18 protein-coding genes and 1 tRNA gene are annotated in these 19,966 nt (G+C 67.2%); 3 read left to right on the top strand and 16 right to left on the bottom strand.

Annotated features, from left to right (window positions below; translation table 11 throughout):
• Positions 1-8: 8 nt before the first annotated feature.
• From H7A85_RS08830 to H7A85_RS08810, 5 genes are all read right to left on the bottom strand, one after another.
• A complete protein-coding gene (locus H7A85_RS08830; RefSeq protein ID WP_182085574.1) occupies positions 9-215 on the bottom strand; it encodes a molybdopterin-binding protein in 207 nt (68 codons plus the stop codon).
• Positions 188-1,360: a molybdenum ABC transporter ATP-binding protein gene (modC, locus tag H7A85_RS08825; RefSeq protein ID WP_182085573.1), complete on the bottom strand. Its 1,173-nt coding sequence runs from the start codon at positions 1,358-1,360 to the stop codon at positions 188-190. The genes H7A85_RS08830 and modC overlap by 28 nt, the downstream gene beginning before the upstream one ends.
• Complete coding sequence (gene modB, locus H7A85_RS08820; protein WP_182085572.1) at positions 1,357-2,064, bottom strand: molybdate ABC transporter permease subunit; 708 nt, start codon at positions 2,062-2,064, stop codon at positions 1,357-1,359. Before modB ends, modC begins: the two co-directional genes overlap by 4 nt.
• Entirely contained in the window at positions 2,042-2,800 is a 759-nt protein-coding gene (gene modA / locus H7A85_RS08815) for a molybdate ABC transporter substrate-binding protein (protein ID WP_182085571.1), read from the bottom strand. Before modA ends, modB begins: the two co-directional genes overlap by 23 nt.
• A gap of 67 nt (positions 2,801-2,867) precedes the next feature.
• A complete protein-coding gene (locus H7A85_RS08810; protein WP_182085570.1) occupies positions 2,868-3,266 on the bottom strand; it encodes a LysR family transcriptional regulator in 399 nt (132 codons plus the stop codon).
• 99 nt (positions 3,267-3,365) lie between these two features.
• Between H7A85_RS08810 and H7A85_RS08805 the strand changes: the two genes are divergently transcribed.
• Both H7A85_RS08805 and H7A85_RS08800 read left to right on the top strand, forming a co-directional pair.
• Complete coding sequence (locus H7A85_RS08805) at positions 3,366-4,292, top strand: ribokinase (RefSeq protein WP_182085569.1); 927 nt, start codon at positions 3,366-3,368, stop codon at positions 4,290-4,292.
• Positions 4,292-5,251: a sugar kinase gene (locus tag H7A85_RS08800; RefSeq protein WP_182085568.1), complete on the top strand. Its 960-nt coding sequence runs from the start codon at positions 4,292-4,294 to the stop codon at positions 5,249-5,251. Before H7A85_RS08805 ends, H7A85_RS08800 begins: the two co-directional genes overlap by 1 nt.
• A 41-nt stretch (positions 5,252-5,292) precedes the next feature.
• On the opposite strand, the gene H7A85_RS08795 is transcribed toward H7A85_RS08800, so the two are convergent.
• From H7A85_RS08795 to H7A85_RS08745, 11 genes are all read right to left on the bottom strand, one after another.
• Positions 5,293-7,536, bottom strand: coding sequence for a xanthine dehydrogenase family protein molybdopterin-binding subunit (locus tag H7A85_RS08795; RefSeq protein WP_182085567.1), 2,244 nt, complete (start codon positions 7,534-7,536; stop codon positions 5,293-5,295).
• Positions 7,536-8,519, bottom strand: coding sequence for a xanthine dehydrogenase family protein subunit M (locus H7A85_RS08790; RefSeq protein WP_182085566.1), 984 nt, complete (start codon positions 8,517-8,519; stop codon positions 7,536-7,538). Before H7A85_RS08790 ends, H7A85_RS08795 begins: the two co-directional genes overlap by 1 nt.
• Positions 8,516-9,019 (bottom strand): 2Fe-2S iron-sulfur cluster-binding protein, encoded by a 504-nt coding sequence (locus H7A85_RS08785; protein WP_182085565.1) that lies wholly within the window; start codon positions 9,017-9,019, stop codon positions 8,516-8,518. Before H7A85_RS08785 ends, H7A85_RS08790 begins: the two co-directional genes overlap by 4 nt.
• Before the next feature lie 74 nt (positions 9,020-9,093).
• Positions 9,094-10,245, bottom strand: coding sequence for an anhydro-N-acetylmuramic acid kinase (locus H7A85_RS08780; protein WP_182085564.1), 1,152 nt, complete (start codon positions 10,243-10,245; stop codon positions 9,094-9,096).
• Positions 10,246-10,357: 112 nt separating this feature from the next.
• The gene (locus tag H7A85_RS08775; RefSeq protein ID WP_182085563.1) at positions 10,358-11,209 is read right to left on the bottom strand and encodes a DUF2793 domain-containing protein; all 852 of its coding nucleotides are present in this window, start codon (positions 11,207-11,209) and stop codon (positions 10,358-10,360) included.
• Between the two features lie 92 nt (positions 11,210-11,301).
• Positions 11,302-11,898 (bottom strand): peptidoglycan-binding domain-containing protein, encoded by a 597-nt coding sequence (locus tag H7A85_RS08770; RefSeq protein ID WP_182085562.1) that lies wholly within the window; start codon positions 11,896-11,898, stop codon positions 11,302-11,304.
• Positions 11,899-12,009: 111 nt separating this feature from the next.
• Positions 12,010-15,762 carry a hypothetical protein gene (locus H7A85_RS08765; RefSeq protein ID WP_182085561.1) on the bottom strand — a complete coding sequence of 1,251 codons (3,753 nt, stop codon included), beginning with the start codon at positions 15,760-15,762 and terminating at the stop codon, positions 12,010-12,012.
• Positions 15,763-15,866: 104 nt separating this feature from the next.
• Entirely contained in the window at positions 15,867-17,006 is a 1,140-nt protein-coding gene (locus tag H7A85_RS08760; protein ID WP_210270237.1) for a CsgG/HfaB family protein, read from the bottom strand.
• A gap of 63 nt (positions 17,007-17,069) precedes the next feature.
• Positions 17,070-17,651, bottom strand: coding sequence for a hypothetical protein (locus H7A85_RS08755; RefSeq protein ID WP_182085559.1), 582 nt, complete (start codon positions 17,649-17,651; stop codon positions 17,070-17,072).
• A gap of 423 nt (positions 17,652-18,074) precedes the next feature.
• Positions 18,075-19,028: a DMT family transporter gene (locus tag H7A85_RS08750; protein ID WP_182085558.1), complete on the bottom strand. Its 954-nt coding sequence runs from the start codon at positions 19,026-19,028 to the stop codon at positions 18,075-18,077.
• A 38-nt stretch (positions 19,029-19,066) separates the two neighbouring features.
• Positions 19,067-19,669, bottom strand: a complete 603-nt coding sequence (locus tag H7A85_RS08745) for a DNA-3-methyladenine glycosylase (protein ID WP_182085557.1) — start codon at positions 19,667-19,669, stop codon at positions 19,067-19,069.
• Positions 19,670-19,809: 140 nt separating this feature from the next.
• Between H7A85_RS08745 and H7A85_RS08740 the strand changes: the two genes are divergently transcribed.
• A tRNA-Met gene (locus H7A85_RS08740) sits at positions 19,810-19,886 on the top strand.
• Positions 19,887-19,966: the final 80 nt, after the last annotated feature.

Here is a 19,966-nt window from a genome sequence, read left to right as displayed (position 1 = left end):
GTGAAGCGTCAGTCGACGCCGATCATCACGTCCGACGCCTTGACGATCGCATAGGCGTCCCCGCCCTCCTTAAGGCCGAGATCGTCCACCGCCGCGTTGGTGATCGAGGCGGTCACCATCGTCCCCCCGACGTCGAGCTTCACATGCGCAGTGGTCGCGCCCTTCTCGATCGAGACGATACGGCCCTTCAGGTTGTTTCGGGCGGAGATGCGCATGAGGTCGATCCTTTCGTTGAGAATGAGAGGTCCGCCCCCTGCGATGCCGACAGCGAAGCTCCCTTCACCTGAGCAAACACATCGTCGCCGATTTGCAAACCCAGTGCGGAGACGGAGCGGCGGGTGATGCGGGCCTGGAGCATCTGTCCCCCACCCTCGCCCAGCGCGAGAGACACCAAAGCCTCGGCCCCTTCCGTCGGGTCGATGCGCAGAATGCGCGTCCGAAGCACATTGAGGATGGTGGACCGGGACGGGCGATCGAGCGCGAGGCTGACGTCGGATGCCGCGATGCGCAGCCGCGCGGCGACGCCGACGGGCTGCCGCTCGGCCGCCACGAGAACGCTCTGCCCGCCGAGATCCAGTCGCAGCAGCCGATCCTCTCCGTCGTAGCCGGAAACCACCGCAGTGAGCACGGAGGCAGACCCGCGCTGCCGACCGAAGGGCAGCGCCGGGTCGGTCAAGAGATCGTTCAGCCAGCCGTTCGCCACGACCCGCCCTTCGCGCAAGAGGATCAGCCGGTCGGCCAGCCGCTCCACCTCGCGAATATCATGGCTGACGAGAATGATCGGCAGGCGAAGCCGAGTGTGAAGGCGCTCGAAATAGGGAAGGATCTCCTCCTTCGCCATGGCGTCGAGCGCGGACAGCGGCTCGTCCATCAGGAGAAGGCGCGGCTGAGAAAGAAGGGCGCGCCCGAGCGACACGCGCTGCCGCTCCCCGCCCGAAAGGCGCACGGGAGAGCGATCGATCAGCCGCTCCAGCCCCAGAAGGTCGCAAACCTCGTCGAAGCCGATCGCCGGAGCATCGCCGCGTCCCCGCATCGCGCGCTCGAACCCGTACATGAGGTTCTGGCGCACCGAGCGATGGGGAAAGAGGCTGGCCTCCTGGAACACGTAGCCGATCTCGCGCCGGTGCGTCGGCCGAAAGTGTCTTTCGTCCTGCCAGACGTCGTCCCCGATCCGCATATGACCGGCAAGCCGCTGCAGCCCCGCCATGCAGCGCAGCACCGTCGTCTTGCCGCAGCCGGAGGGCCCGAACAAAGCCGTGACGCCTGCGAGCGGTGCGCGAAAGGCGACGTCGAGATCGAAGCTGCCGAGCCGCCCGCCAAACGCGGCGGAGATCGCGGCATCGTCGTCCGCCTCGTTCATCGCATGCGCGCCACCGCGCGCCGATCCAGCATCGACACCGCGAAGATCACGAGAAACGAGAAGACGAGCATTCCAGCCGCCAGAATATGCGCCTTCCCCCATTGCAGCGTTTCCACATAGTCGTAGATCGCGACGGACAGAACCTTGGTGGTTCCCGGAATATTACCACCGATCATCAGGATCACGCCGAACTCGCCGACCGTGTGCGAGAAGCCCAGCACCGCGCCGGTGAGAAACCCCGGCCTCGCCAGCGGCACGGCGACGGTCAGGAACCGGTCCCAGGGCGATGCGCGCAGCGTCGCCGCCACTTCCCAAGGCCGTTCGCCCGCCGCCTCGAACGCGTTGCGGATCGGCTGCACCACGAAGGGCATGGAGTAGATCACCGATCCGATGACGAGGCCCGGAAAGGAGAAGGCGAAGGTTCGAACGCCGAACAGGCCTCCGAACCATCCCCCGAGCCCGCTCGGCCCCAACGCGATCAGAAGATAGAAGCCGAGAACCGTCGGCGGCAGCACCAGCGGCAGCGCGACGACGCTCGCCACCGCATCCTTCGCCCACGAGCGCGAACGCGACAGCCACCAGGCGATCGGCGTTCCCACGAGGAGAAGGAGAACGGTGGTGAGCGAAGCCAGCTCCAGCGTCAGCCGGATGGGCGACCAGAGATCGCCTAGGTCGGGCACCTCACTCGCCGGTGCGGTAGCCATATCGGCGGATGATCTCGAGCGCTTCCGGGGTCTTCAAGAAGTCCACGAAGGCCTTGGCCGCCGCATTCCCCTCGCCGGTCTTGAGGAGAACCGCGTCCTGCCGGATCGGGGTGTAGAGATCCTGGGGCACATCCCAGCGCGAACCGCCCTTCTCGTTCACCACTTGGCCGAGGGCGACGAAGCCGAGCTCGGCATTCCCGGTCTGGACGAACTGATATGCCTGCGCGATCGAGGTTCCCTGCACGATCTTCGGCTGAATCGCGTCGTAGAGCTTCAGTGCCTTCAGCGTCTCGATCGCCGCCGCGCCGTAGGGTGCCGATTCCGGGTTGGCGATAGCGAGCTTGGCGAACGCGTTCGCCTTCAGCGTTTCCTCGCCCTTCACGGTGTCGGCGTTTTGCGAAAACAGGACGAGCTGGCCGATCGCGTAGGTGAAGACCGTTCCCTCGACGCCGAACCCTTCCTTGACCGCACGGGTCGGCCGGTCGTCGTCGGCCGCCAGGAACACCTCGAACGGAGCCCCTTGCGTGATCTGCGTGTAGAACTGACCCGTCGCGCTGAACGAGAGCACGGCCTCGTCGCCCGTCTTCTCCTGGAACGCCTTAGCGATGTCCTTGGCCGCATCCGTAAAATTCGCCGCCACGGCGACCTGCGTGGAGGCTGCCTGCGCGGCCACGCCCGGAAGCACGGCCAAGACAGCCGCGGAAAGGAACAGGAAACGTCGCGTCAGGCGAATCATGAAGACCCCGATATGTTCAAGAAAACATATCGGGACGCTAGCCGCTCGCCCGAACCGTCGGCAAGCGTTATTTCCGTTCGGACATATCGGTCGAGGCCGCAGTGGCGACGTTCTTCGCCAGCGCGTCGAGATCGGCGGCGATGGCCATGTCGCTGGCCGCCTGCATCCGGCGATAGCGCTCCAGCACCTCGCTTCCGCGTTCGCTTAGCCGGGCGCCGCCATGCGCCCGCCCGCCTCGGCTGACTTCGACCAGCGGCTGGTCGAACGTCGCGTTCAGTTCCTCGACCAGCGTCCAGGCGCGCTTGTAGCTCATGTCCATGCGCCGGCCGGCAGCGGCGATCGAGCCGGTTTCGCGGATGCCCTCCAAAAGGTCGGCCCGCCCCGGCCCCATGATCCGCCGCTCGCCGAAGACGAGACGAAGGCGCGGCACCTGGGAAAGATCGAACGGCTGGGTCGGGGAACTCATGCCTCGTTTGTCGGCCGCCGCCCCCGTCTTGTCCAGCCGCGCTTGTCGCCCCTGCCGTTCTTCGCTACGCACGGGCGCATGGAATGGAGGGCATGCGCCATGATCGTCGTATTCGGGTCGGTGAACGTCGATCTCGTGTGCAAGGTGAGATCGATCGCCCGGCCGGGCGAAACGGTCCTGGCGCCGGGTTACGAACAGCTGTCGGGCGGCAAGGGCGCCAACCAGGCCGTCGCGGCGGCGCGCGCGGGGGGCCGCGTGCACTTCGTGGGTGCGGTCGGGCAGGATGCGTTCGGCGAGGGCGAGGCGGCGATCCTGGCCGACGAGGGCATCGACACGACTGGGCTCGCCAGGCTGAACGATCCGACCGGCTGCGCCTTCATCACGGTCGCCGCCGACGGCGAGAACGCCATCACGGTGGCCAGCGGCGCCAACCGTTCGGTGCGCGCCAATCAGCTCGACGCGCTTTGGCCGGAACGCCCGTCTATCCTGGTCCTCCAGATGGAGCTTCCCTTCACCGAGACGCTGCGGGCCGCCGAAGCCGCGCGGGCGAACGGGGCGAAGGTGGTGCTGAACCTCGCTCCCGTGCCGACCGGCGTCGGCTCCACCGATCTCGGTGCGCTTCTCGGCCATACCGATCTCCTGATCGTCAACGAGCACGAACTGGTCGAAACCGCCGAACTCCTGGGCCTCGGCGTCGAGATCGAACCGCAAGCCACCGCCGAGCGGCTGGCGCGCGAGATCGGCCTTTCGGTGTTGGCGACTCTTGGCTCGGCCGGTGCCGTCCTCGTCTCGCAGGACGGCGGAGCCGAGCGCTTCGCCGCGCCGCGCATCGAGCCCGTTGATACGACCGGCGCGGGCGATACGCTGTGCGGGGTCCTCGCCGTCGGCCTGGATGCGGGGCTCCCGGTCCCCGATGCGATCCGCCGAGCCGTCGCCGCCGCTTCGCTCGCCTGCCTTCGCTTCGGCGCGCGCAGCGCCATGCCGAGCGCCGCCGGCATCGACGCTTTCCTGGCCGAAACCGCCTGATGGCGACGCCCGCGCGCATTGCCTTTCTCGGCGAATGCATGATCGAGTTGTTCGAGCGGGCGGGCGATGAGCCCGGTGCGATGCGTCGCACGGTCGGCGGCGATACGTTGAACGCCGCCGTCTACTGCCGCCGGGCGCTGGGCCGCGATCCGGCTGTCGAGGTCCACTACGTCACCCGCGTCGGGGACGATCCCTATGGTGCCGAGATCCCGGCATTCATCGAAGCGCAGGGTGTCCGAGCGACGCATGTTCGCGTCGCACCCGGCGAAACCACCGGACTCTACGCGATCAGCCGCGACGAGGGCGGGGAGCGATCCTTCGCCTATTGGCGCTCCGCCGCCGCTGCCCGGCGCCTGTTGGACGACGGCGAGGAGGATAAGCTCGCCGCTGCGCTGGAAAAGTTCGACGCGCTCTACTTCACCGGCATCTCGCTCGCAATCCTGTCGCCCGAGGGCCGGGACCGACTTCTCGCCCTGGCCGCTCGCATGAAGGCGGCGGACAAGATCGTCGGCTTCGACGGCAACTACCGCCCGCGCCTTTGGGAAAGCCGAGAGGACGCCGCCCGCGTCATTCGGGCGGGCCACGCCACGGCCACGCTGACCATGCCAGGTCTCGATGACGAACGCGCCCTTTATGGAGACGAGGACGGCCACACCGCCGCTCGTCGTCTGCTCGGCTTCGGCGCTTCGGCGGCGATCGTGAAGTCCGGCAGCGAACCGGCAGTTGTCGCCGAGCCGGGGCGTCTTCGCGAAGTTGCCGGCCAGCCTGTCACCCGCATCGTCGACACGACGGCCGCCGGCGACAGCTTCAACGGCGCGGCGATGGCCGTGGTCCTGAAAGGTGGCGGCCTCGTTTCGGCCGCCTTCGCCGGACACCGCATGGCCTCCGCCGTGATCGGCGAATACGGCGCCATCGTCTCGCCCGAGCATACACTCTGGCCCGACGGGCCTTCCGCCTGAAATGAGAAACGGGGCGGATCGTCCGATCCGCCCCGCCCGTCCTACTCCGCAGCCTGCGCCACGCTTTGGCGCGGCAAGCCTTTGAGCACCTTGTCCAGCGTCATCGGATAATCGCGCACGCGCACGCCGCAGGCGTTGTAGATCGCGTTGGTCACCGCCGCGCCGACGCCGCTGATCGCGAGCTCGCCGATGCCCTTGCCCGCCAGCGGGCTCGCGGCATGGTCGCGTTCTTCCAGAAGCACCACGTCGAGCTGTGGCACGTCGGCGTTGACCGGAACGTGGTACTCGGCGAGGTCGTGGTTCACCATCAGCCCGGTACGCTTGTCGACGACGAGTTCCTCCGTCAGCGCCGTCCCGATGCCGAAGATCTGCCCGCCGTAGCATTGCGAGCGCGCCGTCTTCTCGTTTAGGATGCGCCCGGCCGCGCCGACCGTCAGCAGGCGGCGAACCCGCGTTTCGCCGGTATAGGCGTTGACGGCCACCTCGCAGAAATGCGCGCCGTAGCTCGCCTGATGCGTTTCCTTGAACGCCTTGCCCGGCTTGAACGTGCCGGTCACCGTGATGGCCTCGCCAGCGAGAATCTCCGCCAGCCCCGTCCGCCGGTTGCCGGCGATCGCCGTTCCGTCCTTCAGCGTCAGGTCGTCGACCTTTACGCCGAGCTTCTTGGCGATCGCCTCGACCACCCCCTCGCAGGCGACATAGACCGAGGAGCCCGCAGAATTCGCCCCCCACGAACCGCCCGAGCCCGGCGCGTCGGGATCGTCGGAATCGCCGAGCTTCACCGTCACATGCTCCAACGGCAAGCCCAGCATTTCCGCCGTGATCTGCTGGAGGATCGTGTAGGTCCCCGTGCCGATATCGGTCATGTTGGTTTCGACCGACGCATGGCCTTCCGGCGACAGGGTGACCCTTGCGGACGACTGCTGGAGCAGGTTCTTGCGCGAGGCGGTCGCCATGCCGATGCCGATCAGCCACTCGCCCTCGCGCCGGCTGCCCGGCACGGCGTTGCGCGTATTCCAGCCGAAGCGCTCCGCCCCCACGTCCATACACTCGACGAGCTTGCGCGAGGAAAACGGCAGCCCCTCCTGCGGATCCACCTCGGGCTCGTTGCGCTTGCGGAACTCGATCGGGTCGAGCCCGAGCTTCTCGGCCATCTCGTCCATGGCGTTTTCCAGCGCCAGCATGCCGACCGCCTCGCCGGGCGCGCGCATGGAGGACGACAGGAGAATGTTCACGTCGGTCTTGCGATGGGTGATCAGCCGGTTCTCGCCGCCATACAGGAACATGGTCGAGATGCCGGCCGGCTCGAAGAACTCGTCGCCCGGCGTGTTGCTGGTGATCGTGTCGTGGCCGATCGCGGTAATGCGCCCGTCTCGCGTGGCGCCGAGGCGCACGCGCTGGATCGTGTCGGAGCGACGCGAGGTCGTCTGGTAGACCTGCTGGCGCGTCAGCGCGATCTTGACCGGGCGTCCGGTTTCCATCGCGGCGATCGAGGCGAAGACGGCCTCCGGCCCGATCCCCAGCTTGCCGCCGAAACCGCCGCCGATGTAGGGCGCGAGGATCCGGATCTTCGACTTCGAGATGCCCAGCGCCTTGGCGAGCTGGCCGACATTGGTGGAAACCAGCTGATAGCAGCCGTAGAGCGTCAGCTTGCCATCGTCCCAGCTGGCGACCGCCGCATGCGGCTCCATCGCCGAATGGCTCTGGCTCGGCGTCGTATAGGTTTCGTCGAGCTTCACTTCGGCCTCGGCGAACGCCGCGTCGAAGTCGCCCTTCTTGGTGACCGAGGGGATGGTACCCGGTCCGGGATCGTAAGCTTCGTCCTGCAGCGCGATCGGGTCGTAGCGCCCGTCCTCGGTCTCGTATTCGACGTCGACGAGCTTGGCGGCGTCGCGCGCGACCTCGAAGCTTTCCGCCACGACGAGGCAGAGCGGCTGGCCGTAATGCGTCACCTCGCCGCCCGCCGGGGTCGGTGCCGGATCGCTGGGATCTGCGGCCGCGCGCGGCCCGCGCTTGTCCACCACGACGGTCAGGACGCCCGCCGTCGATTGCGCGCGCATCGTGTCGATCGACTTGACCTTGCCGGCGCCGATCGTGGAAAGCACGAGAAAGCCGAAGGCGACGTTTCGGCCATGCAGATGCTCGTAGGCATAGGGCGCCCGGCCCGACACCTTGAGCGGCCCTTCGAAGCGATCGACGCCCTTGCCGATGACGTTCTGGACGCCTTGGTCGAGCCGCGTCTCGCCGACCGGCTCGTCCATGCGGAAGCTGTGGGTCGTGTCCATCAGGCGTTTCCTCGCGAAGCTTCGGCCAGGACGGCGGGCAGCGTCCGCCGAACGAGATCGATCTTGAAGTCGTTGTCGCCGAAGCTTTCGGCGCCCGAAAGAAGCAGGTCGGCCGCGCGCGAGAAGAGCACTTCGCTCGGCCGCTCGCCGACCAGAAGCTCCTCGACGCCCTTGGAGCGCCAGGGAACGGTGCCGATGCCGCCGAAGGCGAGTCGCACGTCGGCGATGCGCCCGTCCTCCATCCGCAGGATGCCGCCGATGGAGAGAAGGGCGAAGGCATAGGACGCCCGGTCGCGGACCTTGCGATAGAAGTGATGTCCCCGCACCGGCTCCGGCAGGCGGATGGCGGTGATCAGTTCGCCGGCTTTGAGGCTCGTCTCGATATGCGGCGTGTCGCCCGGCTGGCGGTGAAGCTCCTCGATCGGGATCTCGCGCGTCGAACCATCGGCGCGGATCGTCTCGACCGCCGCATCCAAGACGCGCATCGCCACCGCCATGTCGGACGGATGCGTGGCGATGCAGTGTTCCGACGTGCCGAGAATCGCGAGGATCCGGTTGAAGCCGCCCCGCGCATCGCAGCCCGAGCCCGGCTCGCGCTTGTTGCAGCGGGCGCTGGTCTCGTAGAAGTAGCCGCAGCGTGTCCGTTGGAGGAGGTTGCCGCCGGTCGTCGCCTTGTTGCGCAGCTGGCCGGATGCGCCGGCCAGAAGCGCGCGCGACAGGACGCCGTAGTCCCGGCGTATGATTTCATTGGCCGCCAGATCGCTGTTGGTGACCAGCGCGCCGATGCGAAGGCTAGAACCGTCCGCCTCGACCTCGCGCAGGGGAAGGCGCGAAATGTCGACGAGCTTTCGCGGCGTCTCGATCTGCAGCTTCATCAGGTCGAGGAGGTTGGTGCCGCCCGCGATGAACTTGGTGGAGGCATCCGCCGCCACGGCGGCGGCTTCACTGGCGCTAGACGCGCGCTCGTAATCGAAGGACTTCACAGGGCCCCCTTCTCGCCCGCGTCGCGGATCGCGTTGACGATGTTGGGATAGGCCGAGCAGCGGCAGATGTTGCCGCTCATCCGCTCGGAAATCTCGGCATTCGTCAGCTCCACACCGCCGCCAAGGTCGTCCGACACATGGCTCGGCCAGTTGTCGCGAATCTCGCCGAGCATGCCGACGGCCGAGACGATCTGCCCCGGCGTGCAGTAGCCGCACTGGTAGCCGTCGTGGTGGACGAAGCTTTCCTGCATCGGATGCAGATGGCCGGGCGCGCCCAGACCCTCGATCGTGGTGATCTCGTCGCCCTCGTGCATGACGGCGAGCGTCAGGCAGGAGTTGATGCGCCGGCCGTTGACCAAGACCGTGCACGCGCCGCACTGGCCATGGTCGCAGCCTTTCTTCGAACCCGTCAGTTCCAGGTGGTCCCGGAGGGCGTCGAGGAGCGAAGTGCGGATATCGACGTCGAGCGTGTGCTCCGTCCCGTTGACCGTCAATCGCATGGATGTGCCGCTCTCTGTAACGTTTCCAATCTTGGAACGCAGCTAGAGCGGTAGGGATGCGCGGGAACGAGCGTTTACGACTTTTTGCCGCGATCCTCTGCTTGGCCGCCTACCGGCCTTGCAATGTGACCGCCGGTCAGTGGCTCAGGCGCGCCGGTGGTCGAGGGGAAGCTGATCGGTAGCCCCTTGAGGACGCGAACGGCCAGAAACGCGAAGCATTCCGCCTCGATCGCGTCGCCGCGCAGCCCCAGCGCGTCGGCGTTCACCGCCTCGGCGCCCGAGCGCTTCGTGATCTCGCTCATGAGATAGGGATTGCGCCGGCCGCCGCCGCCGACCACGAGCCGTTTGGGGCGAACCGGCAGGAGGTCCAATGCCTTGCCGACCGCCGCCGCGGTGAATGCGGTCAGGAGCGCGGCGCCGTCGGCCAGCGACAGGCCTTCAGCCATGCGCGCGGTAAAATCGTTGCGATCGAGCGATTTCGGATAGGGTTTTGTGAGGTAAGGATGCTCCAGAAGCCGTGCGAGCCGTACCTCGTCCACGCGGCCCTCGCTGGCGATCGCCCCGTCCCGGTCCATCTCGCCGCCCGTGTGGGCGTGGATCCAGTCGTTCAGCGGCGCATTGGCCGGCCCGGTGTCGAAAGCGTGCATCGCGCCGTCGGCGGCAACCCAGGTGATGTTGGCGACGCCGCCGAGATTGAGGAACGCCGTTTCCTCGCCGGCACCGATCTTGGCCAGAAGGGCGCGGTGGTAGATCGGGGCCAGCGGCGCGCCCTGCCCGCCGGCTTCGACGTCGCGGCTGCGGAAATCGAACACGACCGGGATGCCGAGCCGGTTCGCCATAGCCTGCCCGTCGCCGAGCTGCCGGGTTGCGCCCTTTCGCTCCGGGCTCGGCGCGCGGTGGAGAACCGTCTGCCCGTGGAACCCGACCACGCCGACATCGCCTGCCGGCAGGCCCTCGTCCTCCAGAAAGGCAGCGACGGCCTCGCTCTGGGCAGCCGTGAGCGCCTGTTCGGCGGTTCGGAAGATGGCGGGCTCCGGCCCATCGAAGTTCCAGCGCGCGGCCGCCGCCAGCGTGTCCTTCAGGAGGGGGCGGATGTCCTTCGGGTAGGGCGCCAGAAGCGTCGGGCCGAACTCGTGGATGGTTTCGCCGTCGGTGCACAGCATGGCGATATCGACATTGCCGTCGAGCACCGTCCCCGTCATGAGCCCGATCGACCAAACCGACATTGCGACACTCCTCGATTCGTCGCGACGGAAAACCGAAAACATCCGCCGCGCCGCAAAGGCTGTGGCACGCCTATCCCGCGCCAAGCTGACGAGAGTGCAATTCCCGGTCCACTCACATCACGATGGCGCGATCCGTCACCCGCCGCCACGCGGCCCCGTCGCTGAAGGCCAGCACCGCGCCGCCGGCGTCGTCCGAAACGAACACGATCTGCCCAGCGCCCGCGGTTGCGGCGGGCAGCGCGGCCTTGGCATAGCGCGCAACCCGAACCGGGCCAGCCACGTCCAGCGCACAGACCGGCGCCGATTCGCTCGCCACCGAAACGTGCCCGCTCGCCCCTTCCAGCCGCAGGCCGGCGCGAAACGAGCCGCCGTCGGCCGAAACACGGAACGTCAGCGCGTCGTTGCCCAGGAGGCCGATTTCCCCGCGCCCCGCGAAGGCCGTCTGAAACAGGACCGAGGCGACGTTCGCCTGCGCCGACTTGTTGATGACCTTGCGCGCGTCGCCGCTTCCCGGCGTCCGGTTGTCGAAGGTGAGAAGCTCGGCGTCGGCCGCGACCGTCAGCCGGTTGCCTGCGGACGGGGCGGCGTTGACACCAATGGCCGGCCATTCATCTCGCGCCGTCACGTCCGACACCCAGGCGTCGCCATCGAAGAGGAGAAGCGCGCGTCGATCCGCCACGAAAGCAATCTGCCCCGGCACCGGCCGAATTTCCACGAAGCCGCCGTTCTCGAACAACGCGAGAGACCCCGCCGTCATCGCGCTCCAGCGCAGCCCCGAGGCACCGTCCGGCAGAATGAAGAGCTGCCCCTCCTCCCCTGCTTCGGGCTCATCGATACGTTCGGCCGAAACCACTGCCGTCTGGACGAACACGTCGAGCAGCCTGAACGCGTCGTTCAGCGTCAGGTGGCGCTGCGCCTGCTGCGGCATCAGGAGAGGAAGGGAAAGACGAGGGGACGTGGACATCGGCCAAGCTCCAGAATCAAGGAGCGGCCATCCTGCGAGCGGCACGCGCCCGAGAGGACTAAGAGCGGAGAAATCCTTCCCCGGGCGCGCGCCTAGTCCCGCCCGAGGAACAGGCTGACTAGCGTCGCGGCATCGGGCACACCGGACGTCGGCAGCTCGCGCGCGGTCTGGAAGGCCACCAGCGCCTTGGCGGTCGCCGGGCCGTAGGCGCCGTCCGCCGCGCCCGTTAGATAACCGTCCTTTTTGAGTTGCGCCTGCACCGCCGCAATCGTTCCGGCGCGAACGGCGACCTTCTTGGCGCCCTCGCCGATCTCGCTGAGGGCCGTGCTGGTGGTCTGGATCCCGGACTTCATTCGATCCGTCAGCCCGGCGGCCGCGCTTTCCACAAGGCTTGCCGGGTTGTCGCGGCAGATGCTGACCACAAGATGGGCGACGGTCTGATTGTCGGAGATCGGCATGACCTCGAAGGCGCTCGGCGTCGCGCGGTTGGCGTGGCTGAGGTAGCCGGCGACCCAACTGCCGAGCACGGCGACCACCGCCGGTCGCTGCGCCTCGTCATCGTAAGCCTTGACCAGTGCTTCGCAGGGCTGCGCGCCCAGCCCGCGAACGGAAAACTCGTCCGCCGTCGTCGCGGCGTGGGCAGAGGAAAGACACAGGCAGGAGGCCAGCAACGGAGCAAGCAATCGCATGGAAATCTCCGGGGAGCGTTTGGGAAGAAAAGACGAGGATAGGAGGAGGCCCGAAAGCCCCCTCCCGTAGGTTCTGCGAAGGGCGGCCGCCCAAGCGGCAGCCCCTTCCCGTCAGCGCGACGAGCCGTAGAACGACCCGACGCTGCCGCCGATCGAGTTCACCGCGCTGTTGCCGGTGGCCGAGGCCGAGACCGTGTTGCCGGTGACGGCGCTGGACAGGCCGGAGCCGAACTGCGAGGCGACCCCGATCCGCGCACCCGTCACCGTCGAGGTGACGTTGCCGCCCGACAGGTTGGTCTGCACGTTGTTGATCGCCGCGCCGCCGTAGGAGCTACGCCCGGCGGTGTTGAGTGCGATGCGGTTCACCGCCTCGTTGGCCACGCCCACCGCCGCGATCGAATTTCCGCCGACCCGCTGCGAGCCGCCGCCCGAAAGCCCGGTGCTCACGACCCCGATCGTGGCGTTGTTGATCGCCGCCACGTGCCCGCCGCCGTTCAGCTGGACGCTGGTGATGGCGAACGGCGACCGTGTCGTTCCGTCGCTGGCCGCGATGCCGCCGACGAGACCGCCAGATTGGCTGAACGAGGACGCGGACAGCGTGTTGCTGGCGCTGTTGCCTCCAGCCAGTGCGGTCAGCGTGTTGCCACCGACCGACGCTGCGTTGCCCAGCCCACCCGCACTCGTCAGCCCGGTCGCGACACCCGACGCTGTGGCATTGGATGACACGGTCGATGTCTGGCCGTTCAGGATGGACGCGCTGGGGTTCGTCAGCGTGCTTCCGGCGGTCAGCTGGACGCTGTTGGTCGCGGAGTTACCGAGAGCCGATGCCCGAGCGAGATTGTTCGACACCGAAAGGTCGGAGTCGGAGTTCCCTCCCGCCGCGTCGATGGCGATGCGCGCGTTGCTAAGCGAGGCAGTCGTCAGAAGACTGGCGTTGTCCTGTCGATTGACGGCCGCAAAGCTCGCCTGCGTCACCCCGACCGCGCCCGAAGTCACGTCGGGCAGGTTGAACAGGCCTGCATTACGCGTCCCGTTGATCTCGAACGCCGAGATCTGCACGGCGTTGGTGGCGGAGTTCCCGACGGCATTCGACTCGATGGCATTGCCGAGAACCCCGACCGCCGCGTCGACGACACCCGAGAGCGTCATGCCGATGGTCGCGCCGTCGACCTCCGACAACGATCCGAGGAAAGCGTTGTTGACTTGGCTGCTGGCTGCCACGGCGGCGGCGGATACGGACTGCGCCGGCGCCCCGTCGGTCCCCGCCACCGCGACGACGTTGGTCGCCATGTTGCCGCTGGAGTCCGCGCCGATGCGATTACCGCCGATCTGGGCAGATCCGTCGGTCAGCGAGGAGCCCGCAGCCGAGAGACCGATCGTGGAGTTCCGGTTGACCGCATTCTCGAAAGCGGAGTTCGCCTGGCGACTGATGGCTGACAGGTCGGCGACCGATCCGATGACGTCGATCCCTGGGAAGGCGATGTAGCCAGAGCCGGACGGAAGCCCGCCTACCGCCGAGTTGGCGACCGAGAAGCCGTTCAGGAAGATCCGGTTGCTGGATGCGTTGCCCGTCGCCGCAGCCTCCAGCGCGTTGTCGGAAACGGCAATCGACGAGCCCGCGAGGTTATCGGAGCCGCCACCCGTCAGCTGGATGCCGATGGAGTTCCGGAACTGCTGGCCGACGTTTTCCGGGCCGGAATTCGTTTGATCGGAACGAAGCGCCGCGGAGCCGTCGAAGGCGAATGTTTGTCCCTCCTGCGCCGCGCCGTTCGCGCCGAACCCGCCGAACAGAAGCGAGGCGTTGGAGTTGCCCGTTCCCGCCGTGCGGATCGCGTTGCCTGTGACCGACAGATCGGACCCGGGAGTCGCACCCGCCACCGACAGTCCGATGGCATTGTCTCGGCCGAGCGCGTTGGTCGATCCGGTGTTGGATTGGACGGAAAGCGTGCCGAGGCTGGCGAGAACCGCGGAGTTGATGTTGAGCGGCAGCGCCGTGCCGCTGGACGGGCCGAACGAGAACGTGTCGAGCGCCAGCGAGTTGTCGGCAATGTTGCCGGAGGCCGAAACGTCCACCGTGTTACCGGCGACGGTCGCCGAACCGTCGGCGATCGCCCCGAGGCCGGCGCCGATCGTCGTGCGCGTCGCCTGCGCATTCGCCGAAGCGGAGTTGGACTGGTTCGACAGGACGCCGAGGCCGGCGCTCGAAACCGGCTGGTTCAGCCCGATCAAGGCGCCGACGACGGTGGCTTCCCCGAGGCTCGCGACGCCGCCCGGCGGAACCTCGACCGAGAAGGCCGTCACATCGACCGCGTTGCTCGCCGAGTTGCCCGACGCGGCGGACACCACGCGGTTGCCGCGAAGGGCAACGGACCCGTTCGCCACGTTGCCGCCGTTGATCAGCACGGAACTGTTCTCGGCACGTGACGACTGGCTTGCCGCATTGCTCTGGTTGTTGGTGACGGCCGCCGTTGCCGCGAACGAGCGTCCGTCGAACTCGATGCGGTTGTCGAGCGCTTCGTTGCCGGTCGAGGACGCGGAAAGAAGATTGTCGGCCGAGGTGACGGAGCCGGACGTGCCGTCGATATCGATCCGCACGTCGCTTCCGGCCACGAGTGCATCGACGGGCGAGCGTCCGCTCGCCGTCTGGCTATTCACCACGGCCAGATCGCGGTTGAAGGAAGACGTAAGCGCACCCGCGATCGCTCCACCGGTCGGTCCGGCCGAGGCGCCATCGACCGACAGGCCGTCGATACGGATACCGTTGAGCGCCGAGCTGTTGACGCCGGCAGCTGCTGAAATCCGATTGCCCGTGGCCGCGACATCGCCCGCGAAGAGCGCCGAATCGGTGACGGTCCGTGTCACGGTGACGAGAACGTCGGAATTCTCTACGTTCGAACTGATCCGGGCGGTGCCCGTCGCGGTCTGATTGTTGGCGACGGCCACACTCACGCCGTCGAGGGACGGCGCGCCGGTCTGAACCGTGGAAACACCGCCCGCCTGGGCGGGTGCGACCACCGTCGTCGGATTGAAGCGCACGAAGTTCTGCGTCGAGTTCACCTGTGACGACGCGTCGATCGAGTTGGCGCTTGCCGTGATGGCCGAATTCGTGGCGGCATCGACGGAGGCGAAGACGCCCACGGTGCTGCCGCCCACGTTGGACCTGAGGCCCTCGGTGACCGATGCGCGCTGATCGTTGGCGACGACGACGCCCGCCGTCGCTTGGGAACCGAACGTATTCGTCGTGACGGACGAAACGATCCCGGGCGAAGCGGTCGTCGGCACGATCCCCGCCACGGCATTCGTCGAGGAGTTGCCGGTGGCCGCTGCGGCGACGGTGTTCTGGTCCAGGGAAAGACCCGAGGCGGGAGGCAGGACGCCGCCTGTCAGGCCGAGGCCGACCCGCGCCTGCGTGATGCTGGAGGCTGCGTCGAGACCTTCAACCGACTGGCTGGAGCCGACCGCGATTCCCGCATTGGCTCCGTTGAGAACGTTGTTCGCTTGCGAGACCTGGATGGTGGAGATGCCCGTGTTGGCTGTCGCCGTCGCAAGGACACGGTTGTCGTCGACCACGAGGCTTTCGGTCCGCGCGGCCTGCTCGGCGGTCGTGCCGACAGCCGTTTCGATGCCGATCGTCGTCAGGCTGCCGGTCGAAGCGGCGCCCGGCGTGTAGGAGGCGCGCAACGCCGCATTGGCCAGCGACTGGGTGTTGATGATCAGTTGCGTGGACGCACCGGACTGTCCGGTCGAGGCGGTGCCCGGCAGAATGATGGTCGCGGCCTGGGCAAGGCCCACGGTCGCGGCGATCGTCACCACACTGGAGGCGCCGAGCAGCTTGAGCCGGCGGCTTCTGTTGTTCGTCGTCATGTCGTTCTCCGTTTCCTCCGCACGCTTTCCCGCGATGCGATCGGCTCCTGTTGCGGTGGCGTTCGTGTCGGCGCCCACCTCGCCGCATGCAAAGCGTTGGGCACTCAGTACTGGCCGAAGACTCCGGGCGTCGTCGGCCGCACCTGCGCGGGCGCGCCGGGTGTTTCGAGAAGGCTTTCGCGCGCCAGCGCCGCTTCCGTGCTCGGCCCCGACAGGGCGGCGGCCGGGCCTGACGTGCGCGCCGTCGGGGAGCCCAGCGTCACGGCGGGCCGCGCCGCCGGGGGCGGCGGAGGCAGGCTTGCCGCGACCCGCCGCTCGTCCGAAGGTGCAGCGCTCGCCGCGCGGCGTGGGGGCGCGGGAAGGCGCGGCTCTGGCGGCGTCTTCGACACATAGCGAAGCGCCTTTTCCGGCCCCTTCTCCAGGCAGGAAAACGGCGAGACGCTGGCCGTCCGGGCCAGAAGGTCGATCGTCGCCGCTTCCAGCGTGGTGCGCACGCCGAACTGCAGCGGCTCCTGGTTCTTGGCGCCCAGATTGATGTCGAAGAGATCGTTGTCGAAGAAGCGGAAGACGCCGAAGCCGACCTCGTAGCCGGTGATCTGCTTCGACATCGACACCGTATGGCTGACCACCAGCGTTTCGGTGGACACGATGCGAAGGTCCACCGCGACGTTCAGGGTGAAAACGCGCGCCTTCGGGCCTACGAGATTGACGTTGGCCTCCGCCCCGCCGGAATTGATGTTGTAGTTCAGCTCGGTGATGCCGCCGATGATGAAATAGTCGGAAGCACGGATCGAGCCGCCGAAATAGGGCTTGTAGGGCACGAGCGCCCCGCCCGGCCCCAGCGGGTACTGCTGCCCGTCGCCGAGCTGGCGACGGTCGAGATAGATCAGCTCGGCTTCCGCGACGCGCGTGTCGAACCGCTCGTGCAGCGTCACCGCGTCGTTCATCTTGCCGATCGCGGAATACACCATGAGCGCGCCGCCTTGCGTGATCGCGGCGCCTTCGTTCTGGTTGTACTTGCCGGTATAGTCCTTGATGTCGCCGACCGCGATGCCGAGCTTCTTGCGTCCCGAAGAGCGAATCTCGTCGCCGAGGCAGGCCAGCGCCTCGTCGTAGGGCGTCACGTTGGAGCGCACGGGCGGGCCGACCACGACCGGCGCCTCCCCCGGCGCGAACTGCTTGTGCTCGATGCTGGCGCAGCCGGGCAGCAGCATTGCCGCCGATGCCAGAGCAGCGAACCTCATGTTACGCGAAACCATCATGTCCCCTCGTTGTGCCGACGCTGCGCGCGAGCCGAGCTTGCCGTTTCAGTTCAGCGCGCCGCCGGTGCCTCCGAAGGAGCAGGCTTCGCTCCCGGAAACGCTGGCCTGTTGGTTTCCCCCGTTGGTCTGCTGGTTGTTCAGCGCCTGCCACGTGCGCCCGCCATTGGCGGCGATCACCCCGCCCCCCGCCCCCGCATAGGAGCCGGCGACACCCGATGTCTGGCTGCCGGAATTCGTCTGCCCGTTGTTCAGGGTGCTGTCCGGCAACCCCGCAGCGTTCGTCGCCGCGTTGCCGTTGGCCCCCGACGAGATTCCCGCCTCGTTCCGCGTGTCGGGAGAGGAGGAGCGCGCCGTCTGCCCGTTGTCGCTGGCGTTGCCGGTGGCGCTCGACGACACCTGGCAGTTGAACTGCCGGTCGATATTGGTGGTGCTGTAGACGTTGGTGTTGGGGTTGAAGCTGTCGTAGTAGCCGCCACGCTTGCGCTCGATCAGGTCGAGATTCACGGAAAGATTGGCGCGGTCGGCGCTCGTGCGGAACTGCCAGGGGGCGCTCTCGCCATATCCGTTGGCCCAGGCCGACCACGTCGGACTGACGGCCAGCGTGATGATCACGAAAATCGTCGCCAAGCGGGGAACCAGCCGGGGCCGAGAAGACTTGGGAGAATTATGCGAAGTCTGCATCGCTTGCGGCCTTGCTGCGGCGGACACGGAGGCTCAGCTCCAGGCTCGCGGGGTCGAGTGGATCGGGGTCGATTCGATTGTCCGGCATGCCTCGCGGCGACATCTCCGCCCGAAGCGGGGTCGTCACGGGTGGTCGGGCTGCTCCGGCACGAAGGGTCGTTGCGGTTCAGCCCGAAGGGTAGCGGGCGGAAACCTGACGCACTCCCGCGACGGCAAAGCCCATAGGCCACAACCCTACGGGGAATTGCAACTTATAAGTGCAATTGTTCCACGACTCTGAATTGAGCCCGTTGGGACTGTTGCCGTAAGGGAACATCGAAGCCGCGGTTGCACCGACCATGGGGTGGCGGTGTCGTACGCCTCGACCGATCAACGCTCCGGCAGTTGGACGTCGTCGGGCGCCCCCACCGTCGCCGCAGCGGTGCGAACGGTGGTCTGCGTCTCGAGCCTTTGCTCGCGCAAGAAGATGAAGACGCCGGAAGCCGTGATGATGGCGGCTCCCACGAGCATCGACGGGCGCGGCACCTCGTCGAAGATCATCACGCCGAACAGAAGAGCCCAGACGATCAGCGTGTATTGGTAGGGGACCACGACGGACGCAGGAGCGATTACCAGCGCACGGTTGACACAGGCATGTGCTGCCATCGCGACGACGCCGAGCAGGAACATGAACCCGAGATCGGAAGCGGCGGGCGGGACCCAATGCATCGGCGCCAGGATCAGCCCGAGAACCAAGGCCGCGACCGTTTGCCAGCCGATCAGCGTCACCTCGCCGGCGGACGCCAGATGGCGCGTCAGGATCATCAGAACAGCGTAGGCGAAGCTTCCGGCAACCGCGATCAGGGCCGGCCATCCGGCCGTTGTCAGATCCGGCCCGAGCGCGATGAGCACCCCGCTGAAACCCACCAGCACCGCCGCCCACCGGATACGCCCCACGGGCTCCTTCAAAATCAGTGCCGAAAGCGCCGTCACGTAGATCGGGCCGGCGAGATAGAAGGTCATCACGTTGGCGAGCGGCAGGTGCACGAGCGCCCAGTAGAAGAAGCCCGTTTCCGCCGCGGAACCAGACGCACGCAGCGCGTGAAGCCACGGCTGGCCCGAGCGCAGGGTGCGAACCCCGCCCTTCGACCAGACGAACGGGCCCAGCACCATCATCGCCGCGACGCTGCGCAGGAGAATGAGCTGCCCCACCGCATATGTCCCGACGAGCCACTTGCCCATCGCGTCGTTGACCGAGAACATGAAGCAGCCGAACACCATGAACCCGACGCCCCAAAGGGTACTGCGTCCGAACGCGGCGGCACCGGGCGGTTTCGAGTTCATGAAGGGGCGTCTCGGAACGGAGAAGGTTTTCGGGCGGCTTACAGCGGCGATGAAGGCTCGTCTACAAGCCGCGAACGAACCACCCGCGATCCGCTGACGAAACGCGAATTCGCGGCGTAGAAGCGCCAAGGCACGTCGACGGCCTTGGTGATGCCGACGCGCGGAGCCGCCAGCGTTTCGACCACACGCTCGGGCAGGCGAAGCTCGAACGGCGCTTCGTCGATCGGCATTCCGTCCTGCTCGATGCCGATCCCGAGCGCCTGGGTCAGACGGCCCGGGCCAGAGCACAGACGGTGAATGTCGCTCGTCCCGCGCCGCTCGCCCATCGCTTCGATCCCTTCGGTGGGCTCCAGCGCGCGCAGGAGAACGGCGCTCCCGGGTGCCTGTCCGTCGCAGACGATGTTGAGGCACCAGTGAATGCCGTAGGAGCAATAGACATAGGCGCGCCCGACAGGGCCGAACATCGAGCGGTTGCGCGGTGTCTCCCCCTTGAACGAATGCGAGGCCGCGTCGTCGGCCTGGTAGGCTTCCGTCTCGACGATGCGCCCGCCGACCTTGCCGAACAGGAGTTCGGCGCCGATCAGGCGACGCGCGAGTTCGGGTGCGCCGAGTTCGAAGAGATTGGAGGAGGCTGGGCGCATGGACTTCCTCGTTCGGCACGGGGGCGAACGGCATGGGCCATCTTGACAGGCGCGCCGCGCCATCCGTATATCGCCGCCTATCGCACCGGCCAACCCGGCCGGGCGGCGACGGATGTTCGAGCCTCATCGAAGGCTTGCACGGCAGTGTAGCTCAGTTGGTGAGAGCGCCGGATTCATAACCCGGAGGTCGGCAGTTCAAGTCTGCCCACTGCTACCAAACTTTCACAAGCAAAAACATAAGCTTAGAACTCCACGGCCCACCGCTCTTGAGCGGTCCATGTCGCATGTTGTTGCAAT

This window comes from Aureimonas sp. ME7, assembly GCF_903970965.1.
Taxonomy (GTDB): domain Bacteria; phylum Pseudomonadota; class Alphaproteobacteria; order Rhizobiales; family Rhizobiaceae; genus Aureimonas.
This window is presented reverse-complemented; position numbering and strand designations above follow the sequence as displayed.

Bases quoted from the DNA above. Each gene is read 5' to 3' on its own strand.
- H7A85_RS08760 (WP_210270237.1), bottom strand. From the start codon at position 17,006: ATGAGGTTCGCTGCTCTGGCATCGGCGGCAATGCTGCTGCCCGGCTGC.
- H7A85_RS08770 (WP_182085562.1), bottom strand. From the start codon at position 11,898: ATGCGATTGCTTGCTCCGTTGCTGGCCTCCTGCCTGTGTCTTTCCTCT.
- modB (WP_182085572.1), bottom strand. From the start codon at position 2,064: ATGGCTACCGCACCGGCGAGTGAGGTGCCCGACCTAGGCGATCTCTGG.
- modC (WP_182085573.1), bottom strand. From the start codon at position 1,360: ATGAACGAGGCGGACGACGATGCCGCGATCTCCGCCGCGTTTGGCGGG.
- H7A85_RS08765 (WP_182085561.1), bottom strand. From the start codon at position 15,762: ATGACGACGAACAACAGAAGCCGCCGGCTCAAGCTGCTCGGCGCCTCC.
- H7A85_RS08810 (WP_182085570.1), bottom strand. From the start codon at position 3,266: ATGAGTTCCCCGACCCAGCCGTTCGATCTTTCCCAGGTGCCGCGCCTT.
- H7A85_RS08785 (WP_182085565.1), bottom strand. From the start codon at position 9,019: ATGCGATTGACGGTCAACGGGACGGAGCACACGCTCGACGTCGATATC.
- H7A85_RS08805 (WP_182085569.1), top strand. From the start codon at position 3,366: ATGATCGTCGTATTCGGGTCGGTGAACGTCGATCTCGTGTGCAAGGTG.
- H7A85_RS08795 (WP_182085567.1), bottom strand. From the start codon at position 7,536: ATGGACACGACCCACAGCTTCCGCATGGACGAGCCGGTCGGCGAGACG.
- H7A85_RS08775 (WP_182085563.1), bottom strand. From the start codon at position 11,209: ATGTCCACGTCCCCTCGTCTTTCCCTTCCTCTCCTGATGCCGCAGCAG.
- H7A85_RS08745 (WP_182085557.1), bottom strand. From the start codon at position 19,669: ATGCGCCCAGCCTCCTCCAATCTCTTCGAACTCGGCGCACCCGAACTC.
- H7A85_RS08800 (WP_182085568.1), top strand. From the start codon at position 4,292: ATGGCGACGCCCGCGCGCATTGCCTTTCTCGGCGAATGCATGATCGAG.
- modA (WP_182085571.1), bottom strand. From the start codon at position 2,800: ATGATTCGCCTGACGCGACGTTTCCTGTTCCTTTCCGCGGCTGTCTTG.
- H7A85_RS08750 (WP_182085558.1), bottom strand. From the start codon at position 19,028: ATGAACTCGAAACCGCCCGGTGCCGCCGCGTTCGGACGCAGTACCCTT.
- H7A85_RS08830 (WP_182085574.1), bottom strand. From the start codon at position 215: ATGCGCATCTCCGCCCGAAACAACCTGAAGGGCCGTATCGTCTCGATC.
- H7A85_RS08780 (WP_182085564.1), bottom strand. From the start codon at position 10,245: ATGTCGGTTTGGTCGATCGGGCTCATGACGGGGACGGTGCTCGACGGC.